Here is a 19,929-nt window from a genome sequence, read left to right as displayed (position 1 = left end):
GGGCGTTGATCGCGTCTCCGGCAAGGTTCGGCAGGTAACGGGGGTCCTCATCAATCGGCTGATAGGGGCGAGCCGATGCCGCCGGAATGACTGCGGCAGGCGCACCCTTCATACATGTAGGACATGGTGCGGGGCCCTGGCGCGTATTCCGCCTGCAGGCTGGTCAGATCGAAGCCGGCGACACGGACGAGTTCGTCGATCTTGCGGTCCAGATGGCAACCGCCTGCGATGCGGCGCCAGGCCGGCGTGATCCGGTGCTGCCAGAGTTCGATGCCCGGCTCGGGCGACAGTCCGTGCTCGACAAAGCAGAGAGTGCCATCGGGCTTGAGTACCCTGCGCATCTCGCGCAACGCAGCCAGCGGATCCGGGATCGAGCAAAGCGTCCATGTCATCACAATGGTATCGATGCTGTCATCCGCAAGCGGGATCGCGGTCGCAGAGCCCAGCAGGAGGTCAACGGGCACCGCCGATGCCGCGGCACGCCGGCGCGCGATTGCCAGCAGTCTGGCCGAAGGATCGAGCCCGTAGACCAGCTCCACCTGCTTGCCATACAGCGGCAGATTCAGTCCCGAGCCGACGCCGATTTCGAGCACGCGTCCACGGGCGGCGGCGATTACCTCGCGGCGATATTTCGTGAGGTGCTTCTGTCGCATCACCAGATCGAGAATGGGCGGCAGTATCCAGCGCTCATAGAAATTCATCGTCGTTCCTCATTCGCTCTCCAGCCCGCCAGGGCGATGGCCTCAAGCGATTCCCCGGCTCGGCTTTCCGCTCCGACCTGTGGGGCGTAGGTGAGGCTATCAGGCATCCCATTGTCCGGGGTCATCAATTTGGTGCGCGCCCGGTATTCCGGATGCTCGGTTCCCATCAATCGATCCCACCACGTAAAGTATAGCCCGAAATTCCGTGGCGCGTGCTCGTGGTGCATGTCGTGGTGGGTGACCATCGTCACGAGCCCCAGTATCGGACGATCCGCCCAGCCCTTCGGAAACAGCTCGTAGCCGCAATGACCGATGGCATTGCGCAGCATCATGTGGGCCGTGAATGCGAACAGGCCGCCGACGTGCATCGGGACGATTGCGACGAACATCGGCATGAACAGCGCGTGGATCAGGGCTTCGCCCGGATCGAACGCGTAGGCCGTCCACGGGGTCGGATTGTGCGAGCGATGGTGAGTGGCATGCACTCTCCACAGCAGCGGCACGCGGTGCATCAGCCGATGCACCCAGTAGAAATAGGCATCCTGCACCACGATCATGGCAACGACGCTGCCAACGAAGTAAGGCCAGCCAAAAAGGGAAACGTCGGTGTAGACCTGAAATACGCCATGCATCGTCCCGATCCCGATCGATGTCCCGACAGTCGCGAAGATGCAGACCGTCACGAGCGAATGACCGATCTCCCGCCAGATCTGACCGGCCGGCGGGGTACTTCCCCGGATCTTCCGGGCTGCCAGTCGCGACCGGAAGAGCACCCAGATGAGAAGGAATACGGAGCCGGCACCGATCAGATAGCGGGCGAGGTCGCCGGCAAAAATATATGGCCAGATTTGGCGGAATTCAGCGAGGATCGATGCGAATTGCGTCATGGGGCGGAACTCTCCTTGCGTTGGTCCTCCACGAGAACCGCCGCCGGAACTAGCCGCTAAACCCCAGCCCGTCCGCTCGAATTCTGGCCAAATGCGGTCGATTTCGAAATCGGCTAGCTTTTTTCAGATTCGACTTGCCCTTTGATGCCGCGCGCCTCCGCCAGCGCGATGCTTCGGTAGGCCGTTGCGGACTGACCGGTTTCGGCACGGAAGGCGCGATTGAAGGGAGGCAGCGAGGCAAAGCCGGAGTCGAGCGCGATGGTGAGCACCGGCAAATGCGCCAGCTGGGGGTCGCGCAAGACGGCTTTGGCGGCGGCAATGCGATGCCGGTTAACGTAAGCGTTGAAATTGCTGTGGCCGAGCGCCTCGTTGATGTGTTTGCGCAGACGATGCTCCGGCACCCCCAATCTCCTGGCCAGCGCGGCGATCGTCAAACCCTGCTCGAGATACAGCTTGTCGATATTGATGGCACGCTCCAGGGCCGCGGCAAGGGTTTCATCAATCAGCCTCTGGCGATCCAGAACCGGAACGGATTCTGCCTGTCTGGCAGCCGTCATGCTTTGAAACGCCAGGCGCGATGTGGACGCGCTGAGCAACCATGCCGCCGCCGCTGCCGCGAGGATCGAAACAAATACGGATTGCAGCGCCAGCATCCAGGCCTCGGCAGGCCGCCCGGCAAGGGCGACCTCGGCCACCGCAATCCCGACAGCCGCCAGAGTTCCACCGATCAGAAAAAGCAGCCTGAACCGCCTCCGGCTCTCCGAGAGGTCGTTGTCATAGCCGCGCCAGGCCAGCAGTAATATGTGAGCGTCGAGGGTCAGAATGATGAGGTTATGGACGATAGCGAGCGCCTGCCCAAGCGCGGCGTATTCAAGAAGGCGGGATCCGAAACGGGCGAAACCCAAGGCCAGCACGGCTATCAGGACACCGGCATGGAGCGCCTCGAGGCGAAAGTCGTCCTCGAGCAGCGCCAGCGCGAACCACCAGAAAAACACGCTGTTGCCGATGCATAGCGGCAGCAGCAACGAGCCGACACCCCAGCCCCCAAGAGCGCCCGAGCACGACATGTAGGCGGCGGTCCCGATCGCAAACAGCGCGCCCAAGCGCGCCCGCAAATCGGACCTTGCGTCGCGCAGCAGCAGGAACGCGGTCAGCAGCGCCAATGTGACGGCGGCTGGCCGGAAGAAACCGTCGACCTCAAGCATTGGGCAGGCTCGAACGCATCACCACTCATCCCGACAACAGGCCGCGCTCGCTGCGACAGACATCAATGATGTTCTAACAACGGCTGCCGCCGGCGTCGACTCCGGAAGGCCTGACATGGCAACGCCTTCTTCAAAGTCTCCCTCGATCCGCCCCATAGCGATACAGGTCAGAGGGCGCCACTCAGGCGTTCGGCGACCGCGTCGATTTCCTCGCGCGTGGTTCCGCGCCCGAGGCTGAAGCGGATGGCCCCCATGCCCACTTCGGGCGCGACGCACATCGCCGCAAGGACGGGCGACAGTTCGATGCGGCCCGAATGGCACGCCGAGCCCGTCGAGGCGGCGACGCCGTCCAGCCGTTCCAATATCTCGCCACCGGCGCGGCCGATGAAGGAAACATTGAGCGTGTTCGGCAGGCGATGCGAAAGGTGTCCGTTCAGAGCGATGCGATTGCCGAACCGTGACTGCAGTTCGCGCCAGAAATGGTCGCGCAAGGCGCGCACCCGATCCATCGGCGAGAGATCGCGCGCCAGCTCGCAAGCCTTGCCGAGACCGACCGCCAGCAACGCGCTCTCGGTCCCGGCGCGCCGCCCGCTCTCGTGTCCGGCCCCGTGAATGAGCGGCTCGATCAGAACGCCACGGCGAACGAACAGGGCACCGACTCCCTTGGGGGCGTAGAGCTTATGCCCGGCGACCGAGAGCAGGTCGACGCCGAGCCCGTTCACGTCTGTCGCCATCTTGCCGACCGATTGGGCGGCGTCGGTATGAAGCAGGATGCCATGATCGCGGGCGATGCGCGCGCACTCCTCAATCGGCTGGATGGTGCCCACCTCGTTGTTGGCGTGCATGATGCTGACGAGGATGGTGCGCGGCGTGATGGCCCGGCGCAGGTCATCGGGATCGACGCGCCCGAATCCATCTACCGGCAGATAGGTTATCCGCGCGCCCAGGCGTTCGAGAAAGCGGCACGGTTCGATGATAGCCGGGTGTTCGATCCTGGTAGTGATGATGTGATCGCCACCGCTGCGCCGTGCAAAAAACACGCCTTTGAGCGCGAGGTTGTTGGCCTCGCTGCCGCCGCTGGTGAAGACGACTTCATCATCCTCACAGCCGAGCAGGGCCGCAATTTGCCCACGCGCCCTTTCAAGCGCGGCTTTCGCCGGCGCGGCGGCCCAATGCCCGCTCGACGGGTTACCGAAATGATCCGCCAGAAACGGCATCATTGCAGCGGAGACTGCCGGATCGATCGGCGTGCTGGCGTTGTAGTCGAGATAGATGCGTTGCGCGGTCAAAACACCAGAACCTTGTCAGCCGCGATCGTTTCCGCCGCGAGTTCATCCATGGTGCTCCGGCGCGCGCCCGGCACGACGGCAGATTCTTCGAGGCCGCGCGCATCCATGCAGGTGCCGCACAGAAGCACCTTGCCGCTGCCGGCGAGCAAGCGCTTCAGCATTCGTTCGACATTGTAGTAGCCGTCCGGCGTCTTCTGGCCCGCCTTGCCGGCAACGACCGCGTCCGCCATGAGGAACACGATCACGCTCGCCTGTGGATCGCTCTTGAGCAGCGCCTGCGCCAGCCGCAGGCCATTGTAGACCCGTTCGGTACCGTAGGGCGGGTCATTCAGGATGAACAGGATCTGCACAGGCATCCTTCCTTCTCTCTATCGAGCAAGCCCGGTCGGCATGCGGTTTCCGCATCAGCCGATCGTCCAATGCGGGCAGCTCAATCGCCGAGCACGCGCCGCCGCTGCTCGAACTCCTCCTTATCGATCTCGCCCCGCGCAAAGCGCTCCTTGAGAATGTCGAGGGCGGAGCGACCCGGCGGCATGTAATGCGGCGGGATTGTTCCCTGCCATGGGCCACCGGCCCAGCGTGCGAGCAGGACTACGGCAGCGATCAACGCCGTAAGTACGAGGATCATGAACAGCGGACCGAGTATCATGGCGTACCCTCCTCCACCCCACCACATCATATGCGGCCCATAGGCGTATCTGTCGGCGTCCGAGGACGTCTGCGCCCATGCCGCGCTGGATAAAAGCGCGAGAGCGGCCCCCGCTGAGGCGACGATCTTGGTCAAAGCTTTTGGCATTGGTTGCCTCCATCTTTGCAGTCATTAAATTGCTATTTTAATTGACCGAGGGGTTTTGGATCTTGCGCAAGATCAAGAGAGAGGCTCGCACGCTCGCGCATCAGCACGGCCACGACGACACCGGAAAGAAACGTCAGTGCGGCGATTGCCCCGATCGCCCACGCCATCCCGAAAATATCGGCGATGATACCCGCCGAGAGCGCGCCGATGGCATAGCCGAGGTCGCGCCAAAAGCGGTAGACGCTGAGCGAGCGCGCCCGCCACGTCGGATGCGAGGCGTCGGAGACGGCCGCAATCAGGCTCGGGTAGACCATCGCCGTTCCGAGTCCGAGCAGAAGGCTGCCGACCAGCCACCATTGGTATTGGCACGTCGCGGCGGTGAGGAACAGGCCGGCTGACTGGATCCACATGCCGGCGACGATCAGGCCCTTGCGGCCCCAGCGATCGCTCAAGGGACCGGTGGCGACCTGCAGGATTCCCCATGTCGCGGGATAGATCGCCTTCAGAACGCCGATGCGCTCGACGCCGAGGCCGAAGGAGGCAAAGAACAGCGGGAAGATGCCCCAGCTCATGCCGTCGTTGAGGTTATTGACGAGACCGGCCTGCGACGCGGCGAAGAGATTGCGGTCCCGGAACGAGGTGAGGACGAAGATTTCACGAAAGCTCATCGAAGTCGGTGGCTTTGAAGACCCGGCGGCTTCGAGCCGAACGTGTTCACGCGTGTCGCGGACCAGCGCGATCGACAGCAAGGCCCCCAGGACCGCATAGCCGATACCGAGATAGATCGGCACCGGCCGAAGACCGTATCGGGAGGCGAGATAGCCGGTGAGGAACGCCGTGACACCTACGGCGAGATAGCCGGCGAACTCGTTGAGGCCGACCGCAAGGCCGCGCGACTTCGGCCCGACCAGATCGACCTTCATGATCACCGTCATCGACCAGGCAAGCCCCTGATTGATGCCGAGCAGCGCATTGGCCGCAATGATCCATCCCCAACTCGGGGCCCACATGATCATGAAAGGAACGGGCAGCCCGACCAGCCAGCCGAGGATGAGGACACGCTTGCGGCCCCAGTTATCGGCGAGCTGCCCGGAAACGAGATTGGCAAGGGCCTTGATCACGCCGAAGCTGACGATGAAGGATACCACGATCGTCGTCGAGGCAATGCCGAACTCTTCCGATCCGATCAGCGGCACGACCGTTCGTTCGATCCCGACCATGCCGCCGACAAAGGCATTGATCAGGATGAGCAGCGCAAACTGCCGCCAATTCTCCTTGAGCCCGAGCCTGACACGCGAGCCCGTCGGCTGTGAACTCGATGGCGATTCGCTCATCGGTCAGGCTGCCGCGGCCGTTGCACCGGAATTCGCTGCCCTCAGCGCGGCCGCCTTTTGCGGAGCCGGCGGAATCTCGGCGAGCATGAAACGGATGAACTCGGCCTGCTCTCCGATCCTGAACGCCTCGTTGTAGCGTCGCTCGAAGCCGATGGTCGACCAGGGCTTGCCGCTCAGACGCCGGCCGCACACCGAGCCGGCATAGGCGCCGGGCAGAACCTCAACATAGTCCGGCAATGCCTTCAGCCGTCCCACGCTGTGGAACAGGTCCTTTGCGCCCTGCTCGGCGCTGACGGCGAGTTCCGTGCGGCCGAGGTCGCCGACCATCAAAGTGTGTCCGGTCAGCACGAACCAGGGCTCGTCGGCCCGGGTGCGATCGCTCACGAGAATACAGATGTGTTCCGGGGTGTGGCCCGGCGTGTGCAGCACTTTCGCAATGACGTTGCCGAGCGGAAGCTCCTCTCCGTCGCGCGCTGCCCTGAACGGAAATGAAACTTCCGCGCGCGCCCCGAGCACATATTCCGCACCGGCCGCCTCGGCGAGTTGCCGCCCCACCGAGAGATGGTCGGCATGAACGTGGGTGTCGATGACAAAGAGGATGCGCATCCCGGCGGTCTCTGCAGCACGCAGGTAGGGCTCGACCTCGCCGACGGGATCGACGACCGCACCGGCCGCGCGTCCGCCGCAGCCGAACAGATAGGAGATGCCGACGGGCTCATGGTGCAGGAATTGCCGGATGATCATGGCTTGCGCTCCTGAGTTCCCCGAGGTAAATACATTCAATCATTCAGTTGAATGTTTCATTGAGGGGAAGCCGTGTCAAGCGTCGGACCTAAACAAGCGATCTTTGCCGGCCTGGCGGAAGTGGCGCAGGCGCTCGGCCACCCTCACCGGCTGGAGTTGCTGGAGCACATCGCCCAGGGCATGCGCAGCGTTGAAGAGCTTTCCGCACGGGCCAATCTGAGCTTCGCCAACACCTCGCGGCACCTGCAAATCCTTCGGCGCGCGCGCCTCGTCGACACCGAGCGTCGTGGCAAGCACGTGCTGTACCGGCTCGCCGGCGACCATGAGGTGGTGGACCTGATGCGGGCGCTCGGGCGTGTCGGCGAGCGCAACGTAGCCGAAGTCAGTCGCATCATGACCGACTACTTCCGTGCTCGCGACGCGCTGGAGGCTGTGTCGAGAGAGGATTTGGTCTCCCGGCTGCGCGATGGCCTTGTCACCGTCCTCGACGTACGTCCCGAGGACGAGTTTGCGCTCGGGCATCTTCCCGGCGCGTTGAATATCCCGCTTGGCAAGCTGGAACAGAGGTTGAGTGAGCTTCCGGCGAACCGCGAGGTCATTGCCTATTGCCGCGGTCCTTATTGCGTTCTCTCGTTCGAGGCGGTCGCAGCGCTGCGCGCGCGAGGCTATCTCGTCCGTCGGCTCGAGGATGGCTATCCCGAATGGAAGGCTGCGGGTTTACCGACCGAAGCCGTGGCCTGAACAAGGCGACACCCAACAGATGCCGTTGACGCCACACCGCGCGAAAGCGATGGCGCCAACCAGCATCCAGGATCATTGCAACAAGGAGCGAGCGTTATGACCTTTGCAAACCGCATGTCGGCAGCCCTGCTGGGCGCGACGCTCCTGTTCAGTCCGGCCTTTGCCGGGAGCCCGGCCGTCAAGGCCATGCAGGATTACATGGAGTTCGCTCCCTATGAGGCGGGCATCATTGTGCCGCAGCAGCTTTCGAAGGAAATTTTCGATAGCATTGTGTTCATCGACACGCGCGATGGCGCACAATTCGCCGCAGGCTCGATCCCGGGCGCGCGCAATATCGAATGGCGCGAGGTGCTCAGCCGCATCGACGAAATCCCCAAAGACAAGAAGGTCATCCTGTTCTGCAACACCGGCAGCCTCTCCGCCCAGGCCGCATTCGCGCTGCGGGTTGCGGGACGCGACAATGTCCTCGTACTGCAATCCGGTTTCGACGGATGGAAGAGGGACGCCGCCTACAAACCCTGAGAACCGAGGCGGCAACTTGAATGAGGGCGCGTCTCAACCGGCTCTTGGCAGCCGCCGCCGCTCGCCTCGACTCCTCCGGGGTTCACAGTCAGCCGGTCTCGTGCTGCAATACATTCCGATGTTTGTTTCGCGGGGAGAGAAAATGAACCGGGACCGCTATGACCTGCCGCTGACCACCGGGTCCGACCGCGCCGCGGCATTCTATCGTGATGGCGTCGACTGCATGCTGGCGGCCTGGAACGGCGCCGACGCCGCCTTCGACCGCGCCATTGCCGAAGATCCCGATTTCGCGCTCGCGCATGCCGCACGCGCCCGCATTCACCAGATGAACATGGAGATCGCCGAGGCCCGCGCCGGCGCGGCGCGCGCCCGGCAGCTGGCGGCCGCGGCAAGTCCGCGCGAGCGGCGGCACGTCGAGATCATGGCGGCAACCATCGAAGGGCAGTCGAAAGCGGCATTGTCGGGCGCCGAACAGCATCTCGATGAGTTTCCGCGCGACGCCCTGATCCTCTCGCTACTGCTCGGCGCGTTCGGCCTCTATGCCTTTTCCGGCCGCGCCGACCATGACGCGGCGAAGCTCGCGATCTGTCAGCGTCACGCCAGCCATTACGGCGAAGATTGGTGGTTCCTGACCTATCTCGGCTGGTCGCATACCGAAGCCGGCGATGCCGGCATCGGCCGCACGCTGACCGAACGGGCTTTTCCGCTGCGGCCTGCCAACGCCAATGCCGCGCACGGGCTTTCCCATGCACTGTTCGAACAGGGCGAGCCGGAAACCGGCCGCGCGTTTCTTTCGTCCTGGCTGAAGACGCATGAACAGGCGAGCTTCCTGCATGGCCATCTGTGCTGGCACGTCGCGCTGACCGCGATCGAAGCCGGCGATCCGGACGCTGCGCTTGATATCTACCGGCGGCAGATCAGGCCGGCCGGTTCGCCGTACCCGCCTCTCAACGTGTTGACGGATACGGCGTCGCTGCTGTGGCGGCTCTCGCTGGCCGGCCAGCCGGGGCTGGCGCCGCACTGGCGCGAAGTGATCGCCTATGGTGATCGATTCTTTCCCCAGGCGGGCGCCCATTTTGCCGATGTTCACTATGCGCTGGCGGCGGCGGCAACCAGCCCCGACGCCTTGCAGAAGAGGCTGACGCAAATGGAAGCGCGCGCGGCCGACGGCAGGCTCGCCCCGGGCCCCGGCGCGATCGGCCTCTGCCGCGGCATGCAGGCTTTCGCCGAAGGCGATCATGAGCGCGCCGTCCGCATCCTCGAACCGCTGATGCCCGAATTGGTGCGGATCGGCGGCAGCCATGCCCAGCGCGAATTATGGGAGGACACTTTCATCGTGGCGTGCCTGCGCGCCGGACATGGCGACAGGGCAGCGCGGATGATCTCCGAGCGGCTGCACCGCAGGCCGTCGAGGCGCGACCAAGGCTGGTTGCAGGAAGCCCGGCCAGCGGCGCCGTCCTGAGCCCGTATCCCGGGATTCACGATGCCTTGCACGAAGCCTTGCATGATTCCTTGGCGGCCATGAACGCCGCCAGCGCGTCGCGATCCGCCGACGGCATGGTGAGGCCGAGTTTCGAGCGCCGCCACAGAATGTCGTCCGGGAAGCGCGCCCATTCCTTGGCCATGAGATAGCGCACCTCGGCTGCGGTCAGTTCCGGCCCAAAGGCCGGACCGAGATCGGTCCGCTCTTTGGCGTCGCCGAGCACCATGTTGAGGCGCGTGCCATAGGCGGCGACCATGCGCCGGGCCTGAGGCTCGGCGAGAAACCGCCAGCGCTCCATGGCCGCATCGACCTCGGCGTCAAAGCGCTCCCAGGCAAAGTCGCCGCCCGGCAGCGGCGTCTTCGCGGTCCAGCGCGGCGACATCGGATAGAACGGCGTGAGCTTTGACACCGCGCGCTCCGCGCGCAACCGCGAGGTCGTGACGTCGCCGCCGAAGATCGTCACCAGCGGCGCCTTGCCGCGCGGGCGGTCGAACGCCATCGCGCCATCGCGCGCCGGTCCCGCCACCAGGTTGGCGCCGGACACGGTCCTGATCACATCGACCAGCTCGAGCCGCTCGCGGAAATACCGGTTGGCGGCGTCGCAGAGATAGGCGACATCGCCCGCGGCCATCGACACGATCGCCGGGTCGCCCCTGAAGGCGTGGCCGACGGTGCCGATCAGCGTGAAATCGCGTTCATAGGGGCTTGCGAAGATCAGCCGACGGTCGCTGTTCTGGAAAACATAGACATTGTCGGTATCGAACAGCCGCCTGACCACGATCTGGCTGATCTGGACCGTGCCGACGCGAGGCGGCGGCATGCGCAACACGGTTTCCGCCACCGATGCGGTCCAGGCGCCGGCCGCATTGACCAGGGCGCGCGCCGTGATCACCTGGCGGTGACCGCGATCGATCACCGCCAGCCGCCAGATATCGAGCCGGTCGGCGCGGACGCAGCGCGCGCCGGTCCGGATCACGGCGCCGCGCTCCGCGGCATCGACGGCGTTGAGGACCACCAGCCGGGAATCGTCGACCATACAGTCGGAATATTCGAACGCGGTGCCGATCGGCCGCTGCAGCGCGTTGCCGTACGGATGGTGGGTGATATCGATCGTCGCCGACGCCGGCAGGCGCGGGCGCGAGGCAAGGCGGTCGTAGAGCAAGAGCCACGCTCGCAGCACCCAGGGCTGACGCCCGTCGGAATGGGCGGGGATCACGAAGCGGGTCGGGCGCACCAGATGCGGCGCGGTCCGCAGCCAGGTATCGCGCTCTTTCAGCGCCGCCCGCACGCGAAAGAACGCCCGGCGCTCCAGCACCGACAGATCGCCATGGATCAGCCGCGGCGAGGCCTGGGATGCGCCGGCGCCGAGGTCGCCCTGCTCCAGCAGGATCACCCGCAAGCCGCGTCCGGCGGCGTCGCGCGCGATGCTGACGCCGTTCAAACCTCCGCCGATGACAGCAAGATCGTAATCCGCCATGCGCAAGCTATAGCGTTTTCAGGCGGAGCCTGTCCCGCACTTGATGCCGGATGGATACCGGTTCGCATAAAGAAAATGCGTCAAACGACAAGATCGCGCCTCGATTCCGATTCAATCAGAACAGAAGCTCTAGCCGGTCTTGCGCGTGGGCTCCATCGTATCGCCGAGGTTGCGGCCGACCAGCGCGGCATACTGGCCGATCGGCGCGGGCCTGCCCAGGAAATAGCCCTGCACCGCGTCGCAGCCCGAATCGGCGAGGAAAGCAAGCTGCTCCTGGGTTTCCACGCCCTCGGCGACGATCGACATTTCGAGGCCGTGGCCGAGACCGATCACGGCGCGCACGATCGAGGCCGATTGCGGATTTCGCCCGAGATTGATGACGAAGTCGCGGTCGATCTTGATCTTGTCGAACGGAAACGCCTGCAGGTAGCTCAGCGAGGAATAGCCGCTGCCGAAATCGTCCATCGACACCCTCACGCCGAGCGTCTTCAGCCGCCGCAGCAGCGCCAGGCCGCGATCGAAATCCTCGATCAGCACGCCCTCGGTGATTTCCAGTTCGAGCCGGCCCGGCGCGAGACCGGTTTCGAGCAGGATCGAGTGCACGAGGCCGACCACGTCGCCGTGCATGAACTGCGCCGGCGACAGGTTGACCGCTATCTGCAGCGGCATCGGCCAGGAGGCGGCCTCGCGGCACGCCTCGCGCAGGATCCATTCGCCCATTTCGACGATCAGCCCGCTTTCTTCCGCGAGCGGGATGAAATCGCCCGGCGAAACGAAGCCGCGCACCGGATGCATCCACCGCGCCAGCGCCTCGAAGCCGATCACCTTGCTGCCGGCGACGGTCTGGTGCGCCATCGCCTGCGGCTGATAATGCAGCGAGAGTTCGCCGTTCCTGATCGCCACCGACAGGTCCTGGTGCAGCACCCGGCGATCGCGGATCTGCTGGTCCATCTCGGGCTCGTAGATGCTGATCGAGCCGCGAGATTTCGCCTTGGCGCGGAACAGCGCCGCACCGGCATTGGCAAGCAGGGAAGCCGCGTCCGCTCCGTTATGCGGGAAGATCGAGATGCCGGTGGTGCAGCCGGTACGCACCGATTTGCCGTCGATCAGGAATTCGCTGGACAGCGCCTCGGCAAGCTGTTCGGCCAGCAGCATCCCGGCGACCGGCTGCTTGCCGTCGATGATCATTCCGAACTCGTCGCCGGACAGCCGGGCGACGACACCGCCGCGCGCCGAGTCCTGGATCCGGCGCGCTACTTCGATCAGGAGCTTGTCGCCGACTGCATGGCCGAACACGTCGTTGATTTCCTTGAGGCCGTCGAGGTCGACCGACAGCACCGCGAATTCCTCATCTGTGCCTGCGCAGGCCTCGATCATCTGCGCCAGCGCCTGCAGGAAGGCGGCGCGGTTCGGCAGGTCGGTCAGGCCGTCATGATACGCCATATGTGCCATCCGCGACTCGGTCTGGCGGCGGTCGGTGACGTCCTCATGGGTCTTGATCAGGTATTGCGGCTCGCCGGCATCGTCGAGCACCGTCATGCGGCGCGTCAGGAACAGCCGCAACCCGTCCTTGGTGGAAATCGGATGTTCCTCGGTGAGCAGGCCGCGCTTCCTGATCGCGGCCTCGTCGCGCGCGATGATCAGCTTGGCTTCCCTCGGATTGAAGATATCGGCTGCCGTCAATCCGGTGGCGTCCTCGCGCCGCCGGTTGAGAATGGTCTCGGCGCTGCGATTGGCCAGCAGATATCGCCCGTCGCTGACGCGCTCGACGATCAGCGACACCGGAATGTTGTCGACCACCAGTTCGAGGAATTTCTTGGTGTTCTCGAGCTCCTTGGAAAGCGACCGGCGGTCGGTGACGTCGTCGAACAATGCGATCAGGAATTCCGGCCGGTTCTTGTCGTCGCGCGCGACCACGCGGACGCTCGAGAGAACGCGCTTCTCCGAGCCGCGCTCGACCGCAAATTCGCTGCGAAACTGCCCCTCGGGCGAGTTGAGCGCCGCCTGGTCCGCCGACTCTATGCTTGCCGTCGTCTCGGGGCGGAAAATCTCATCGGCGCGCTTGCCGATGATATGGTCGCGGGAAAAGCGCGAGAACCGTTCGAACGCGCGGTTGGCGAAGATGTAGCGGCCGTCATCGATATTCTTGGCGGCGACACAGACCGGGACATTGTCGAGCACCGATTCCAGGAACTGCTTGGTCGAAGCAAGCTGCCGCGAAAGCTTGCGCTGCTCGCTGCAATCCTCGTGGGTTCCGACCGTCCCTCCGTTCGGCAGCTGAAACAGTTTGGCGATGACCGCCCGTCCGTTGGGCAGTTCAGCGACATGGCCATCCGGCTGGCGAGCCTGCCGGACAAATTCCTCGAAGCTGGCGGTAAGCTGCCCGCGCTGCCGCCTCAGTTCGATCAGGTCCCGCCCGGTCATGTCCTTTCGGATATCGGCACGCGTCAGCCCATAGATCTCGAGAAAGCGATCGTTGCAGAAGACGACGCGGTTCTGCGCATCCGTCATCATCACGCCCTGGCTGAGGTTGTTCAGGGCCGAGCTGACGAAGGCATTCCTGCGCAACTGCGCACGCTTGACCTTGCGCAGCGCCGAATGCACCCACAACGCGATCGCGGCGAGAAAGGACGCGATGACGATGCCGCCGATCAGCAGTTCCCAGATCATGCTGGGATCGGCGGAGCCGACGTAACTCGGCGGCGCAAAGTCACCGGATGCGGCCCAAGCGGATGCGGACGGCACAGCGACGGCTGCGCAAGCGACGGCCCACGCAGGAATCAGAATTTTGCCGCCTGCCTGCCAATTCTTGTCAGCCATCAGTCACCCGCGGATTTCTGCGGCGGAGTGTCTAACCTGACGGGTTTGGATCGGGTAAACGTCTACCCTTACAACCCAAAAATGTGACTTAAATTACGGCAATTGCCCTGACATGATTAATGCTTCACTAACGGAGCGCGGCCTGGCAAGCATTCCGACACGAATTCAACGGGTTCCCCGTGAACATCGCCTCAACCGGGCGATGATCGGCCGGCGAGATTGATCGCGGACGCGCGGCCGTCCACAAGGGCGCACACGGGGTCGAAGGGCCGGCAACTTGCGGATCAGATTTTCGAATGGACAAGGTTGAGTGCGTTGTAATCGGGGCGGGGGTGATCGGCCTCGCCGTCGCGCGGCGGCTGGCGCAGGCGGGCCGCGAGGTAATCGTGCTGGAGGCCGCCGAAGGCATCGGCACCGTCACCTCCTCCCGCAACAGCGAAGTGATCCACGCCGGCATCTACTATCCGGCCGGCAGCCTGATGGCGCGGATGTGCGTCAGCGGCCGGCGGGCGCTCTATGAATATTGCCGGGAGCACGGCGTTCCCCATCGCAATTGCGGCAAGCTGATCGTCGCAACCACCCCGAAGGAGACCGAAAAGCTGCAGTCGATCCGGGCGCATGCCGAGGCCAACGGCGTCGCCGATATGCAAACCCTCTCGGGCGATGCCGCGCGAGCCCTGGAGCCGGCGCTGAACTGCGACGCCGCCCTGCTCTCGCCTTCCACCGGCATCGTCGACAGCCACGCCTACATGCTGGCATTGCGCGGCGACGCCGAGGATGCCGGCGCGGCGTTCGCGTTCCATACACCGCTGCTGCGCGCCAGGGTGACGGCGGGCGGAATCGAACTCGACGCCGGCGGCGACGCGCCGATCGGCCTCGAATGCGGGCTTCTCATCAATGCCGCGGGGCTCGGCGCGTCCGCGGTCGCGCGCAGCATCGACGGCATGCCGATCGGCCTGATACCGCCGGCCTATCTCGCCAAGGGAAACTATTTCAGCTGCAGCGCGCGGGCGCCGTTTTCGAGATTGATCTATCCAGTGCCCGAGCCCGGCGGGCTCGGCGTCCATCTCACCCTCGACATGGCCGGCCAGGCCCGGTTCGGTCCCGACGTGGAATGGATCGATGCTATCGACTACGCCGTCGATCCGGCGCGGGCCGAACGATTTTACCCGGCGATCCGGCGGTATTGGCCGACGCTGCCTGACGGCGCGCTGATGCCGAGCTATTCCGGAATCCGGCCGAAGATCGTGCCGCCGGCGGTGGCCTCGCAGGATTTCCTGATCCAGGGCCCACGGGATCACGGCGTCGCCGGGCTGATCAATCTGTTCGGGATCGAGTCGCCGGGGCTGACTTCCTCGCTGGCGATCGCGGACCATGTCGGCGAACTGGCAGGGGTATGAGCTTTTGCCGCGTAGCTTCGGCGACGTCGCGCGAAAGCAACCTGCTCCCGAAGACAACTCATCCGAAAACAACTCAGGGGTGAGCGCTACCGCGCTCATCCCGAGATAATGGTGGGATATTCCGAGGCTGCGGCGGCGAGGCTAGTGCAGCGTTTCGCCCGCGGTATGCCTCAACCGCTCGATCGCGTCCTTGACCATCAATTTCCGGCGCTTCAGTTCGACAATTCGCAGGTCGTCCGTTGAAAGGTGTACGAGAGCTTCATGCAATTCGTTTTCAAGAACTTTGTGTTTCCGTTCAAGTTCAACGAGATGCGCCTGAATTGCCATACGAAACCTCCTCGGTTGAATGAGACCTCAGATTCGATCCGGACGAGGAAGTGTACACGAGCCGGGGAAGCTGTCGATGGAAATCAAAATCCTGCGCTCATATTTCGCAGCCATGTGTAACCAATCGTGAGTAGGGAACCGCGCCCGCTTGCGCGAGGGACCGGCAAGGAGGATATTCTCCCAGCGGCTTCCCTAACCTTTCGCAACCTCATCGCGTTTTTCAGTTAACGTACACCATGACCGACGAAGATGAGCGCGAGCTCGAAACCGAACTCGCACGGCTGCAGCAGGAGCACCGCGACCTCGACGCGGCGATCGACGCGCTGCATCAGTCGCCCGCGCCGGATTTGTTGCGGCTGCAGCGGCTGAAGAAGCGCAAGCTGCAGCTGCGCGACCGCATCGCGTTCATCGAAGACCAGATCACGCCCGACATCATCGCGTAGCCCGTCATTCCGGAACGCGCGACGTGTTCCGGAACAGGCAACGTTCGCCGGAACGGCGCTCACTCACCCACCCATCAACTCGCGCAGCACGCCCGTCACCTGGTTCGGGCTGTAGGGCTTTGGCAGGAACCGGCCGCCTTCGGGCAGATCGCTTTCCCCGACAAGGTGGTGGCCGGAGGTGGCGACGATCTTGATCGGAGGCCAGCGGCCCCTGACCGCGCGGGCGAGTTTCAACCCGTCCATCGAGCCGGGCATCTGGATGTCGGTAAACACGACCTTGATGTCCGGACGGGTTTCGAGAATTTCGATCGCCTGGTCGGCATTGGCGGCTTCGAGAACTTCGAACCCGGCTGCCCTGACCATGTCGGTCGCGTCCATTCTCAGCAGAAACTCGTCCTCGACGATCAGCACCACGATTGTTCTGGTTTCGGCCAGACCCATACGTCCCACTCCTTACGAATAAGCCATTAAGCGCTGGATATTGTTTTCGTTCCCGCACCGGACTTCCGAACCGCGCCACCGCTGGCGGTGCCGTGCTCGCCCTGTCCTCGGCAGGGTGCAGTGGAAAACCGCCGACCGCCCCATCAGGAGCAGCTTGACTCGATGAGAACAAAATAGGAACATTCCCGCCGCCCCTCAACAGACCGGGAATTTCGCCATGTCCGAATCTGCTGCCCTGCCCGATATCGATCGTTACGAACAGGCCTGCGACCAGGCGATCGCCATGTGCGACGGAAACCTGCGCAGCACGATCAAGGCGCTGATCATGGCGAACGAATATCTGGAAACGGAATTGCAGGAACTGCAGGCGGCGGTCGCATGCGGCTGCGCGCCGCGCACCAACAGCGACGCCGCCTGAGCGATCAACCGAAGCCGGAGCGACTCCGATGGCCGATGTCACCTATTACGTTGCGATGCCCTTCCTGCAGGACGACACCGGTTCGCCGGTCGCGGGTGCGGCGGAAGAATGCCAGAGTTCGTCGGGCGCGTTGCGGCGCGCGGAAGCCTTGTCGCGGGTCGCAGGCTCGATCGGCGCGGTCGCGTTCAGCCGCACCGGCGATCCCATGATCGGCGAATTCGGCGACGCTCAATTGATCCGGAAATTCGGCAGCGTGCCGGACGATCTGAGCGGGCTGTAGCGCGTATTCCGCAAAAGCCGGAACCGGTTTTGCGACGAGAACACGAGCAAAATCAGGGTTAGCCGCAGCTTATCGCATTACGTTTCGTGCCGCCGCTGTGCCTTGCGCACATACATCGCGCTGTCGGCTTCTTCCAGCGCCCGGCCGGCTTCCGCATGCGGCCCGAGAATGGCGACGCCTGCCGACGCGCCGGCCGTGATGGTGCGGCCGCGAAAGGTGAAGCTGAGCCGGTCGACGGCCTGCTCCAGTGCGGCTGCCTTGGCCCTCGCATCGGTCTCGCTCAGGTTCCACAGCAACAGCGCGAACTCGTCGCCGCCCAGCCGCCCGATCACGTCGGACGAGCGCACCTGGCTCAACAACGCCGACACCACGGCCTTCAACACCTGATCCCCCGCAGCGTGCCCGAAGGCGTCATTGATCGGCTTCAGGCGATCGACGTCGAGCACGATCAGCGCGCCGCTGGCATGATAGCGCTTGATATAGGCGATCGAGCGATGGAGCTCGCGCTCGAAGCCGCGGCGGTTGGGAATATCCAGCAGGAAGTCGATATCGGCGGAAGTCTGCAGTTCCTCGATTCGCGCCAGGGCCTTGGCGAGCTGGGCCCGGAGCCGGCGGATCGTCAGTCTGGCATCGTCGGGCGCGGCCGAAAGCCGGGGCAGCGACGCCGTTACCTTCGCCGCCCTGGTGCGCTTTGGGGCGGCCTTGCGTCCCGCCGCGCTGCTTTTGCGGCGTTTCGCGGGGCCCGGAGCCGTCGCCCTGGTTTTCTTCTTCATGGGCATCCTCGGGGCCTGATCCAGCTTCACTGAATCGGGCCCCTGGTTGGTTGTCTTGCGCATGATCTTTTCCGAAAACCGGTATCCACTTCTCGGGATCATGCTTTAAGAAGGCTTGCCGGAATTCACCAAGACAGGATAGTCCATTCCGGACCCCTTGCCACGCCTTGGCCAGACCTCGGGCCGATCCTATAATCCGGCCTATGTTTTTGGATTCCCGAAAAGAATTGACCTCATGACCGCCCCCGTCGCCATTATCATGGGAAGCCAGTCCGACTGGGAAACCATGCGCCATGCCGCCGAGACGCTCACAGCCCTCGGGGTTGCCTGCGACAAGCAGATTATCTCGGCGCACCGCACCCCGGACCGGCTATTCGCCTTTGCCAAGGGCGCCAAGGCCTCCGGTTTCAGGATCATCATCGCCGGCGCCGGAGGTGCTGCCCACCTGCCGGGCATGGCCGCATCGCTGACGGAACTGCCGGTGTTCGGCGTTCCCATCGAATCCAAGGCGTTGTCCGGAGTCGATTCGCTCTATTCCATCGTCCAGATGCCCGCGGGCGTTCCGGTCGGGACGCTGGCGATCGGCAAGGCCGGCGCCATCAACGCCGCGCTGCTCGCGGCCAGCGTCCTCGCGCTGAACGACCCGGCGCTGGCGGCAAGACTGGCGGCCTGGCGCAAGGCGCAGGCCGAGGCGGTGGCCGCGCGCCCGGAGGGTTCTGCGTGACGGCCTCACATCGGGTGAAGCTGAAGCCCGGCGACACCATCGGAATTCTCGGCGGCGGACAATTGGGCCGGATGCTGGCCATGGCGGCGGCGCGGCTCGGGCTGCGCTGCCAGGTGTTTTCGCCGGACCCTGATTCGCCGGCGTTCGATGTGGTGCTGAACGCGACCTGCGCCGAATATGCCGATGTCGAGGCGCTGGAACTGTTCGCAGGCGATGTCGACGTCATCACCTACGAATTCGAGAACGTGCCGGCCGCGACCGCGATGGTGCTGGCGGCGCGGCGTCCGGTTTTGCCGGCGCAGAAGATCCTGGAAACCACGCAGGACCGGCTGATCGAGAAGGACTTCGTAAAGAAGCTCGGCATCGCCACGGCCGACTACGCCGATGTCTGCTCGATCGAAACCCTGCGCGCCGCCATCGCGCGCATCAAGCTTCCCGCCGTCATCAAAACCCGCCGCTTCGGCTATGACGGCAAGGGTCAGGCCATCATCCGCGAGGGCGACGATGTCGTCCAGGTCTGGCAGGACCTCGGCACCAAATCTGCGATCCTCGAAGCCTTCATTCCGTTCGAGCGCGAGATCTCCGTGATCGCCGCGCGTTCGGCCGACGGTGCGGTTGAATGCTACGACGTCACCGAAAACGAACATCGCGATCACATCCTGAAGATCTCGCGCGCGCCGGCCGATATCCCGGAAGCGCTGGCGGCAGAAGCGCGCGGCATCGCCGAGAAGATCGCCAGCGCGCTCGACTATGTCGGCGTGCTGGGTGTCGAGATGTTCGTGGTGCAGGGAGCGGCCGGGCCGCAGGTTCTGGTCAACGAAATTGCGCCGCGGGTGCACAATTCCGGGCACTGGACGCTCGACGGCGCGACGATCTCGCAGTTCGAGCAGCATATCCGCGCCATCGCCGGCTGGCCGCTCGGCAAGCCGGTCCGCCACGGCCCGGTGACCATGACCAACCTGATCGGCGACGATATCAACGACTACGAGCGGTGGCTGACCGTGCCCGGCGCGACCGTGCATCTCTACGGCAAGGGCCCGGCGCGGCCGGGCCGCAAGATGGGGCATGTGACGCTGGTCGGCGCCGTACCGCCCAAAACCGGCTGATCGGGATCAAAAAAGGCT

22 protein-coding genes are annotated in these 19,929 nt (G+C 64.3%); 9 read left to right on the top strand and 13 right to left on the bottom strand.

The window, feature by feature from the left end; all coding sequences use genetic code 11:
- Nucleotides 1–50: 50 nt before the first annotated feature.
- The 8 genes from KMZ68_RS05275 to KMZ68_RS05240 all read right to left on the bottom strand — a co-directional run bounded on the left by KMZ68_RS05275 (nucleotide 51) and on the right by KMZ68_RS05240 (nucleotide 6,956).
- Nucleotides 51–701: a class I SAM-dependent methyltransferase gene (locus tag KMZ68_RS05275; RefSeq protein WP_215614809.1), complete on the bottom strand. Its 651-nt coding sequence runs from the start codon at nucleotides 699–701 to the stop codon at nucleotides 51–53.
- Nucleotides 698–1,588 (bottom strand): sterol desaturase family protein, encoded by an 891-nt coding sequence (locus tag KMZ68_RS05270; protein ID WP_215614808.1) that lies wholly within the window; start codon nucleotides 1,586–1,588, stop codon nucleotides 698–700. Before KMZ68_RS05270 ends, KMZ68_RS05275 begins: the two co-directional genes overlap by 4 nt.
- A gap of 113 nt (nucleotides 1,589–1,701) precedes the next feature.
- Complete coding sequence (locus KMZ68_RS05265) at nucleotides 1,702–2,793, bottom strand: helix-turn-helix transcriptional regulator (RefSeq protein WP_215614807.1); 1,092 nt, start codon at nucleotides 2,791–2,793, stop codon at nucleotides 1,702–1,704.
- 167 nt (nucleotides 2,794–2,960) lie between these two features.
- Nucleotides 2,961–4,082, bottom strand: a complete 1,122-nt coding sequence (locus KMZ68_RS05260) for a cysteine desulfurase family protein (RefSeq protein ID WP_215614806.1) — start codon at nucleotides 4,080–4,082, stop codon at nucleotides 2,961–2,963.
- Nucleotides 4,079–4,438: a DsrE/DsrF/TusD sulfur relay family protein gene (locus KMZ68_RS05255; RefSeq protein ID WP_249779527.1), complete on the bottom strand. Its 360-nt coding sequence runs from the start codon at nucleotides 4,436–4,438 to the stop codon at nucleotides 4,079–4,081. Before KMZ68_RS05255 ends, KMZ68_RS05260 begins: the two co-directional genes overlap by 4 nt.
- A 74-nt stretch (nucleotides 4,439–4,512) precedes the next feature.
- Complete coding sequence (locus tag KMZ68_RS05250) at nucleotides 4,513–4,878, bottom strand: SHOCT domain-containing protein (protein ID WP_215614805.1); 366 nt, start codon at nucleotides 4,876–4,878, stop codon at nucleotides 4,513–4,515.
- Nucleotides 4,879–4,910: 32 nt separating this feature from the next.
- Nucleotides 4,911–6,212: an MFS transporter gene (locus KMZ68_RS05245; protein WP_215614804.1), complete on the bottom strand. Its 1,302-nt coding sequence runs from the start codon at nucleotides 6,210–6,212 to the stop codon at nucleotides 4,911–4,913.
- Between the two features lie 3 nt (nucleotides 6,213–6,215).
- On the bottom strand, nucleotides 6,216–6,956 hold the full coding sequence (locus tag KMZ68_RS05240) for an MBL fold metallo-hydrolase (RefSeq protein ID WP_215614803.1): 741 nt from the start codon (nucleotides 6,954–6,956) through the stop codon (nucleotides 6,216–6,218).
- A gap of 72 nt (nucleotides 6,957–7,028) precedes the next feature.
- Here KMZ68_RS05240 and KMZ68_RS05235 point away from each other — a divergent pair, with 72 nt between their 5' ends.
- The 3 genes from KMZ68_RS05235 to KMZ68_RS05225 all read left to right on the top strand — a co-directional run bounded on the left by KMZ68_RS05235 (nucleotide 7,029) and on the right by KMZ68_RS05225 (nucleotide 9,681).
- A complete protein-coding gene (locus KMZ68_RS05235) occupies nucleotides 7,029–7,697 on the top strand; it encodes an ArsR/SmtB family transcription factor (RefSeq protein ID WP_215614802.1) in 669 nt (222 codons plus the stop codon).
- Nucleotides 7,698–7,793: 96 nt separating this feature from the next.
- Complete coding sequence (locus KMZ68_RS05230) at nucleotides 7,794–8,219, top strand: rhodanese-like domain-containing protein (RefSeq protein WP_215614801.1); 426 nt, start codon at nucleotides 7,794–7,796, stop codon at nucleotides 8,217–8,219.
- Between the two features lie 142 nt (nucleotides 8,220–8,361).
- Entirely contained in the window at nucleotides 8,362–9,681 is a 1,320-nt protein-coding gene (locus KMZ68_RS05225; protein WP_249779526.1) for a tetratricopeptide repeat protein, read from the top strand.
- A 16-nt stretch (nucleotides 9,682–9,697) separates the two neighbouring features.
- Here the strand turns inward: KMZ68_RS05225 and KMZ68_RS05220 are convergent, their stop codons facing one another.
- Nucleotides 9,698–11,179, bottom strand: a complete 1,482-nt coding sequence (locus KMZ68_RS05220) for a glycerol-3-phosphate dehydrogenase (RefSeq protein ID WP_215614800.1) — start codon at nucleotides 11,177–11,179, stop codon at nucleotides 9,698–9,700.
- 129 nt (nucleotides 11,180–11,308) lie between these two features.
- Entirely contained in the window at nucleotides 11,309–13,999 is a 2,691-nt protein-coding gene (locus KMZ68_RS05215; protein ID WP_215614799.1) for a sensor domain-containing protein, read from the bottom strand.
- A 296-nt stretch (nucleotides 14,000–14,295) separates the two neighbouring features.
- Between KMZ68_RS05215 and KMZ68_RS05210 the strand changes: the two genes are divergently transcribed.
- Nucleotides 14,296–15,399 (top strand): NAD(P)/FAD-dependent oxidoreductase, encoded by a 1,104-nt coding sequence (locus KMZ68_RS05210; RefSeq protein ID WP_215614798.1) that lies wholly within the window; start codon nucleotides 14,296–14,298, stop codon nucleotides 15,397–15,399.
- Nucleotides 15,400–15,540: 141 nt separating this feature from the next.
- On the opposite strand, the gene KMZ68_RS05205 is transcribed toward KMZ68_RS05210, so the two are convergent.
- Nucleotides 15,541–15,726, bottom strand: coding sequence for a YdcH family protein (locus KMZ68_RS05205; RefSeq protein WP_215605039.1), 186 nt, complete (start codon nucleotides 15,724–15,726; stop codon nucleotides 15,541–15,543).
- Between the two features lie 236 nt (nucleotides 15,727–15,962).
- Between KMZ68_RS05205 and KMZ68_RS05200 the strand changes: the two genes are divergently transcribed.
- Nucleotides 15,963–16,169, top strand: coding sequence for a YdcH family protein (locus KMZ68_RS05200; RefSeq protein ID WP_029581811.1), 207 nt, complete (start codon nucleotides 15,963–15,965; stop codon nucleotides 16,167–16,169).
- 63 nt (nucleotides 16,170–16,232) lie between these two features.
- Here KMZ68_RS05200 and KMZ68_RS05195 read toward each other — a convergent pair whose 3' ends face one another.
- On the bottom strand, nucleotides 16,233–16,610 hold the full coding sequence (locus KMZ68_RS05195; RefSeq protein ID WP_215614797.1) for a response regulator: 378 nt from the start codon (nucleotides 16,608–16,610) through the stop codon (nucleotides 16,233–16,235).
- Between the two features lie 217 nt (nucleotides 16,611–16,827).
- On the opposite strand from KMZ68_RS05195, the gene KMZ68_RS05190 reads away from it, so the two are divergent.
- Both KMZ68_RS05190 and KMZ68_RS05185 read left to right on the top strand, forming a co-directional pair.
- Nucleotides 16,828–17,028, top strand: a complete 201-nt coding sequence (locus KMZ68_RS05190; protein ID WP_215614796.1) for a hypothetical protein — start codon at nucleotides 16,828–16,830, stop codon at nucleotides 17,026–17,028.
- A 28-nt stretch (nucleotides 17,029–17,056) separates the two neighbouring features.
- Nucleotides 17,057–17,308 (top strand): hypothetical protein, encoded by a 252-nt coding sequence (locus tag KMZ68_RS05185; RefSeq protein WP_215605036.1) that lies wholly within the window; start codon nucleotides 17,057–17,059, stop codon nucleotides 17,306–17,308.
- A gap of 77 nt (nucleotides 17,309–17,385) precedes the next feature.
- Here the strand turns inward: KMZ68_RS05185 and KMZ68_RS05180 are convergent, their stop codons facing one another.
- On the bottom strand, nucleotides 17,386–18,081 hold the full coding sequence (locus KMZ68_RS05180) for a GGDEF domain-containing protein (protein WP_215614795.1): 696 nt from the start codon (nucleotides 18,079–18,081) through the stop codon (nucleotides 17,386–17,388).
- Nucleotides 18,082–18,316: 235 nt separating this feature from the next.
- Here KMZ68_RS05180 and purE point away from each other — a divergent pair, with 235 nt between their 5' ends.
- Nucleotides 18,317–18,805 carry a 5-(carboxyamino)imidazole ribonucleotide mutase gene (gene purE, locus KMZ68_RS05175; protein ID WP_215614794.1) on the top strand — a complete coding sequence of 163 codons (489 nt, stop codon included), beginning with the start codon at nucleotides 18,317–18,319 and terminating at the stop codon, nucleotides 18,803–18,805.
- Entirely contained in the window at nucleotides 18,802–19,911 is a 1,110-nt protein-coding gene (locus KMZ68_RS05170) for a 5-(carboxyamino)imidazole ribonucleotide synthase (RefSeq protein ID WP_215614793.1), read from the top strand. The genes purE and KMZ68_RS05170 overlap by 4 nt, the downstream gene beginning before the upstream one ends.
- Nucleotides 19,912–19,929 lie beyond the last annotated feature (18 nt).

Origin of the sequence: Bradyrhizobium sediminis, from assembly GCF_018736105.1 — a bacterium.
Classification (GTDB): Bacteria; Pseudomonadota; Alphaproteobacteria; order Rhizobiales; family Xanthobacteraceae; genus Bradyrhizobium.
Note: the sequence above shows the minus strand (reverse complement) of the source record. Positions and strands in the feature narration are given on the sequence as shown.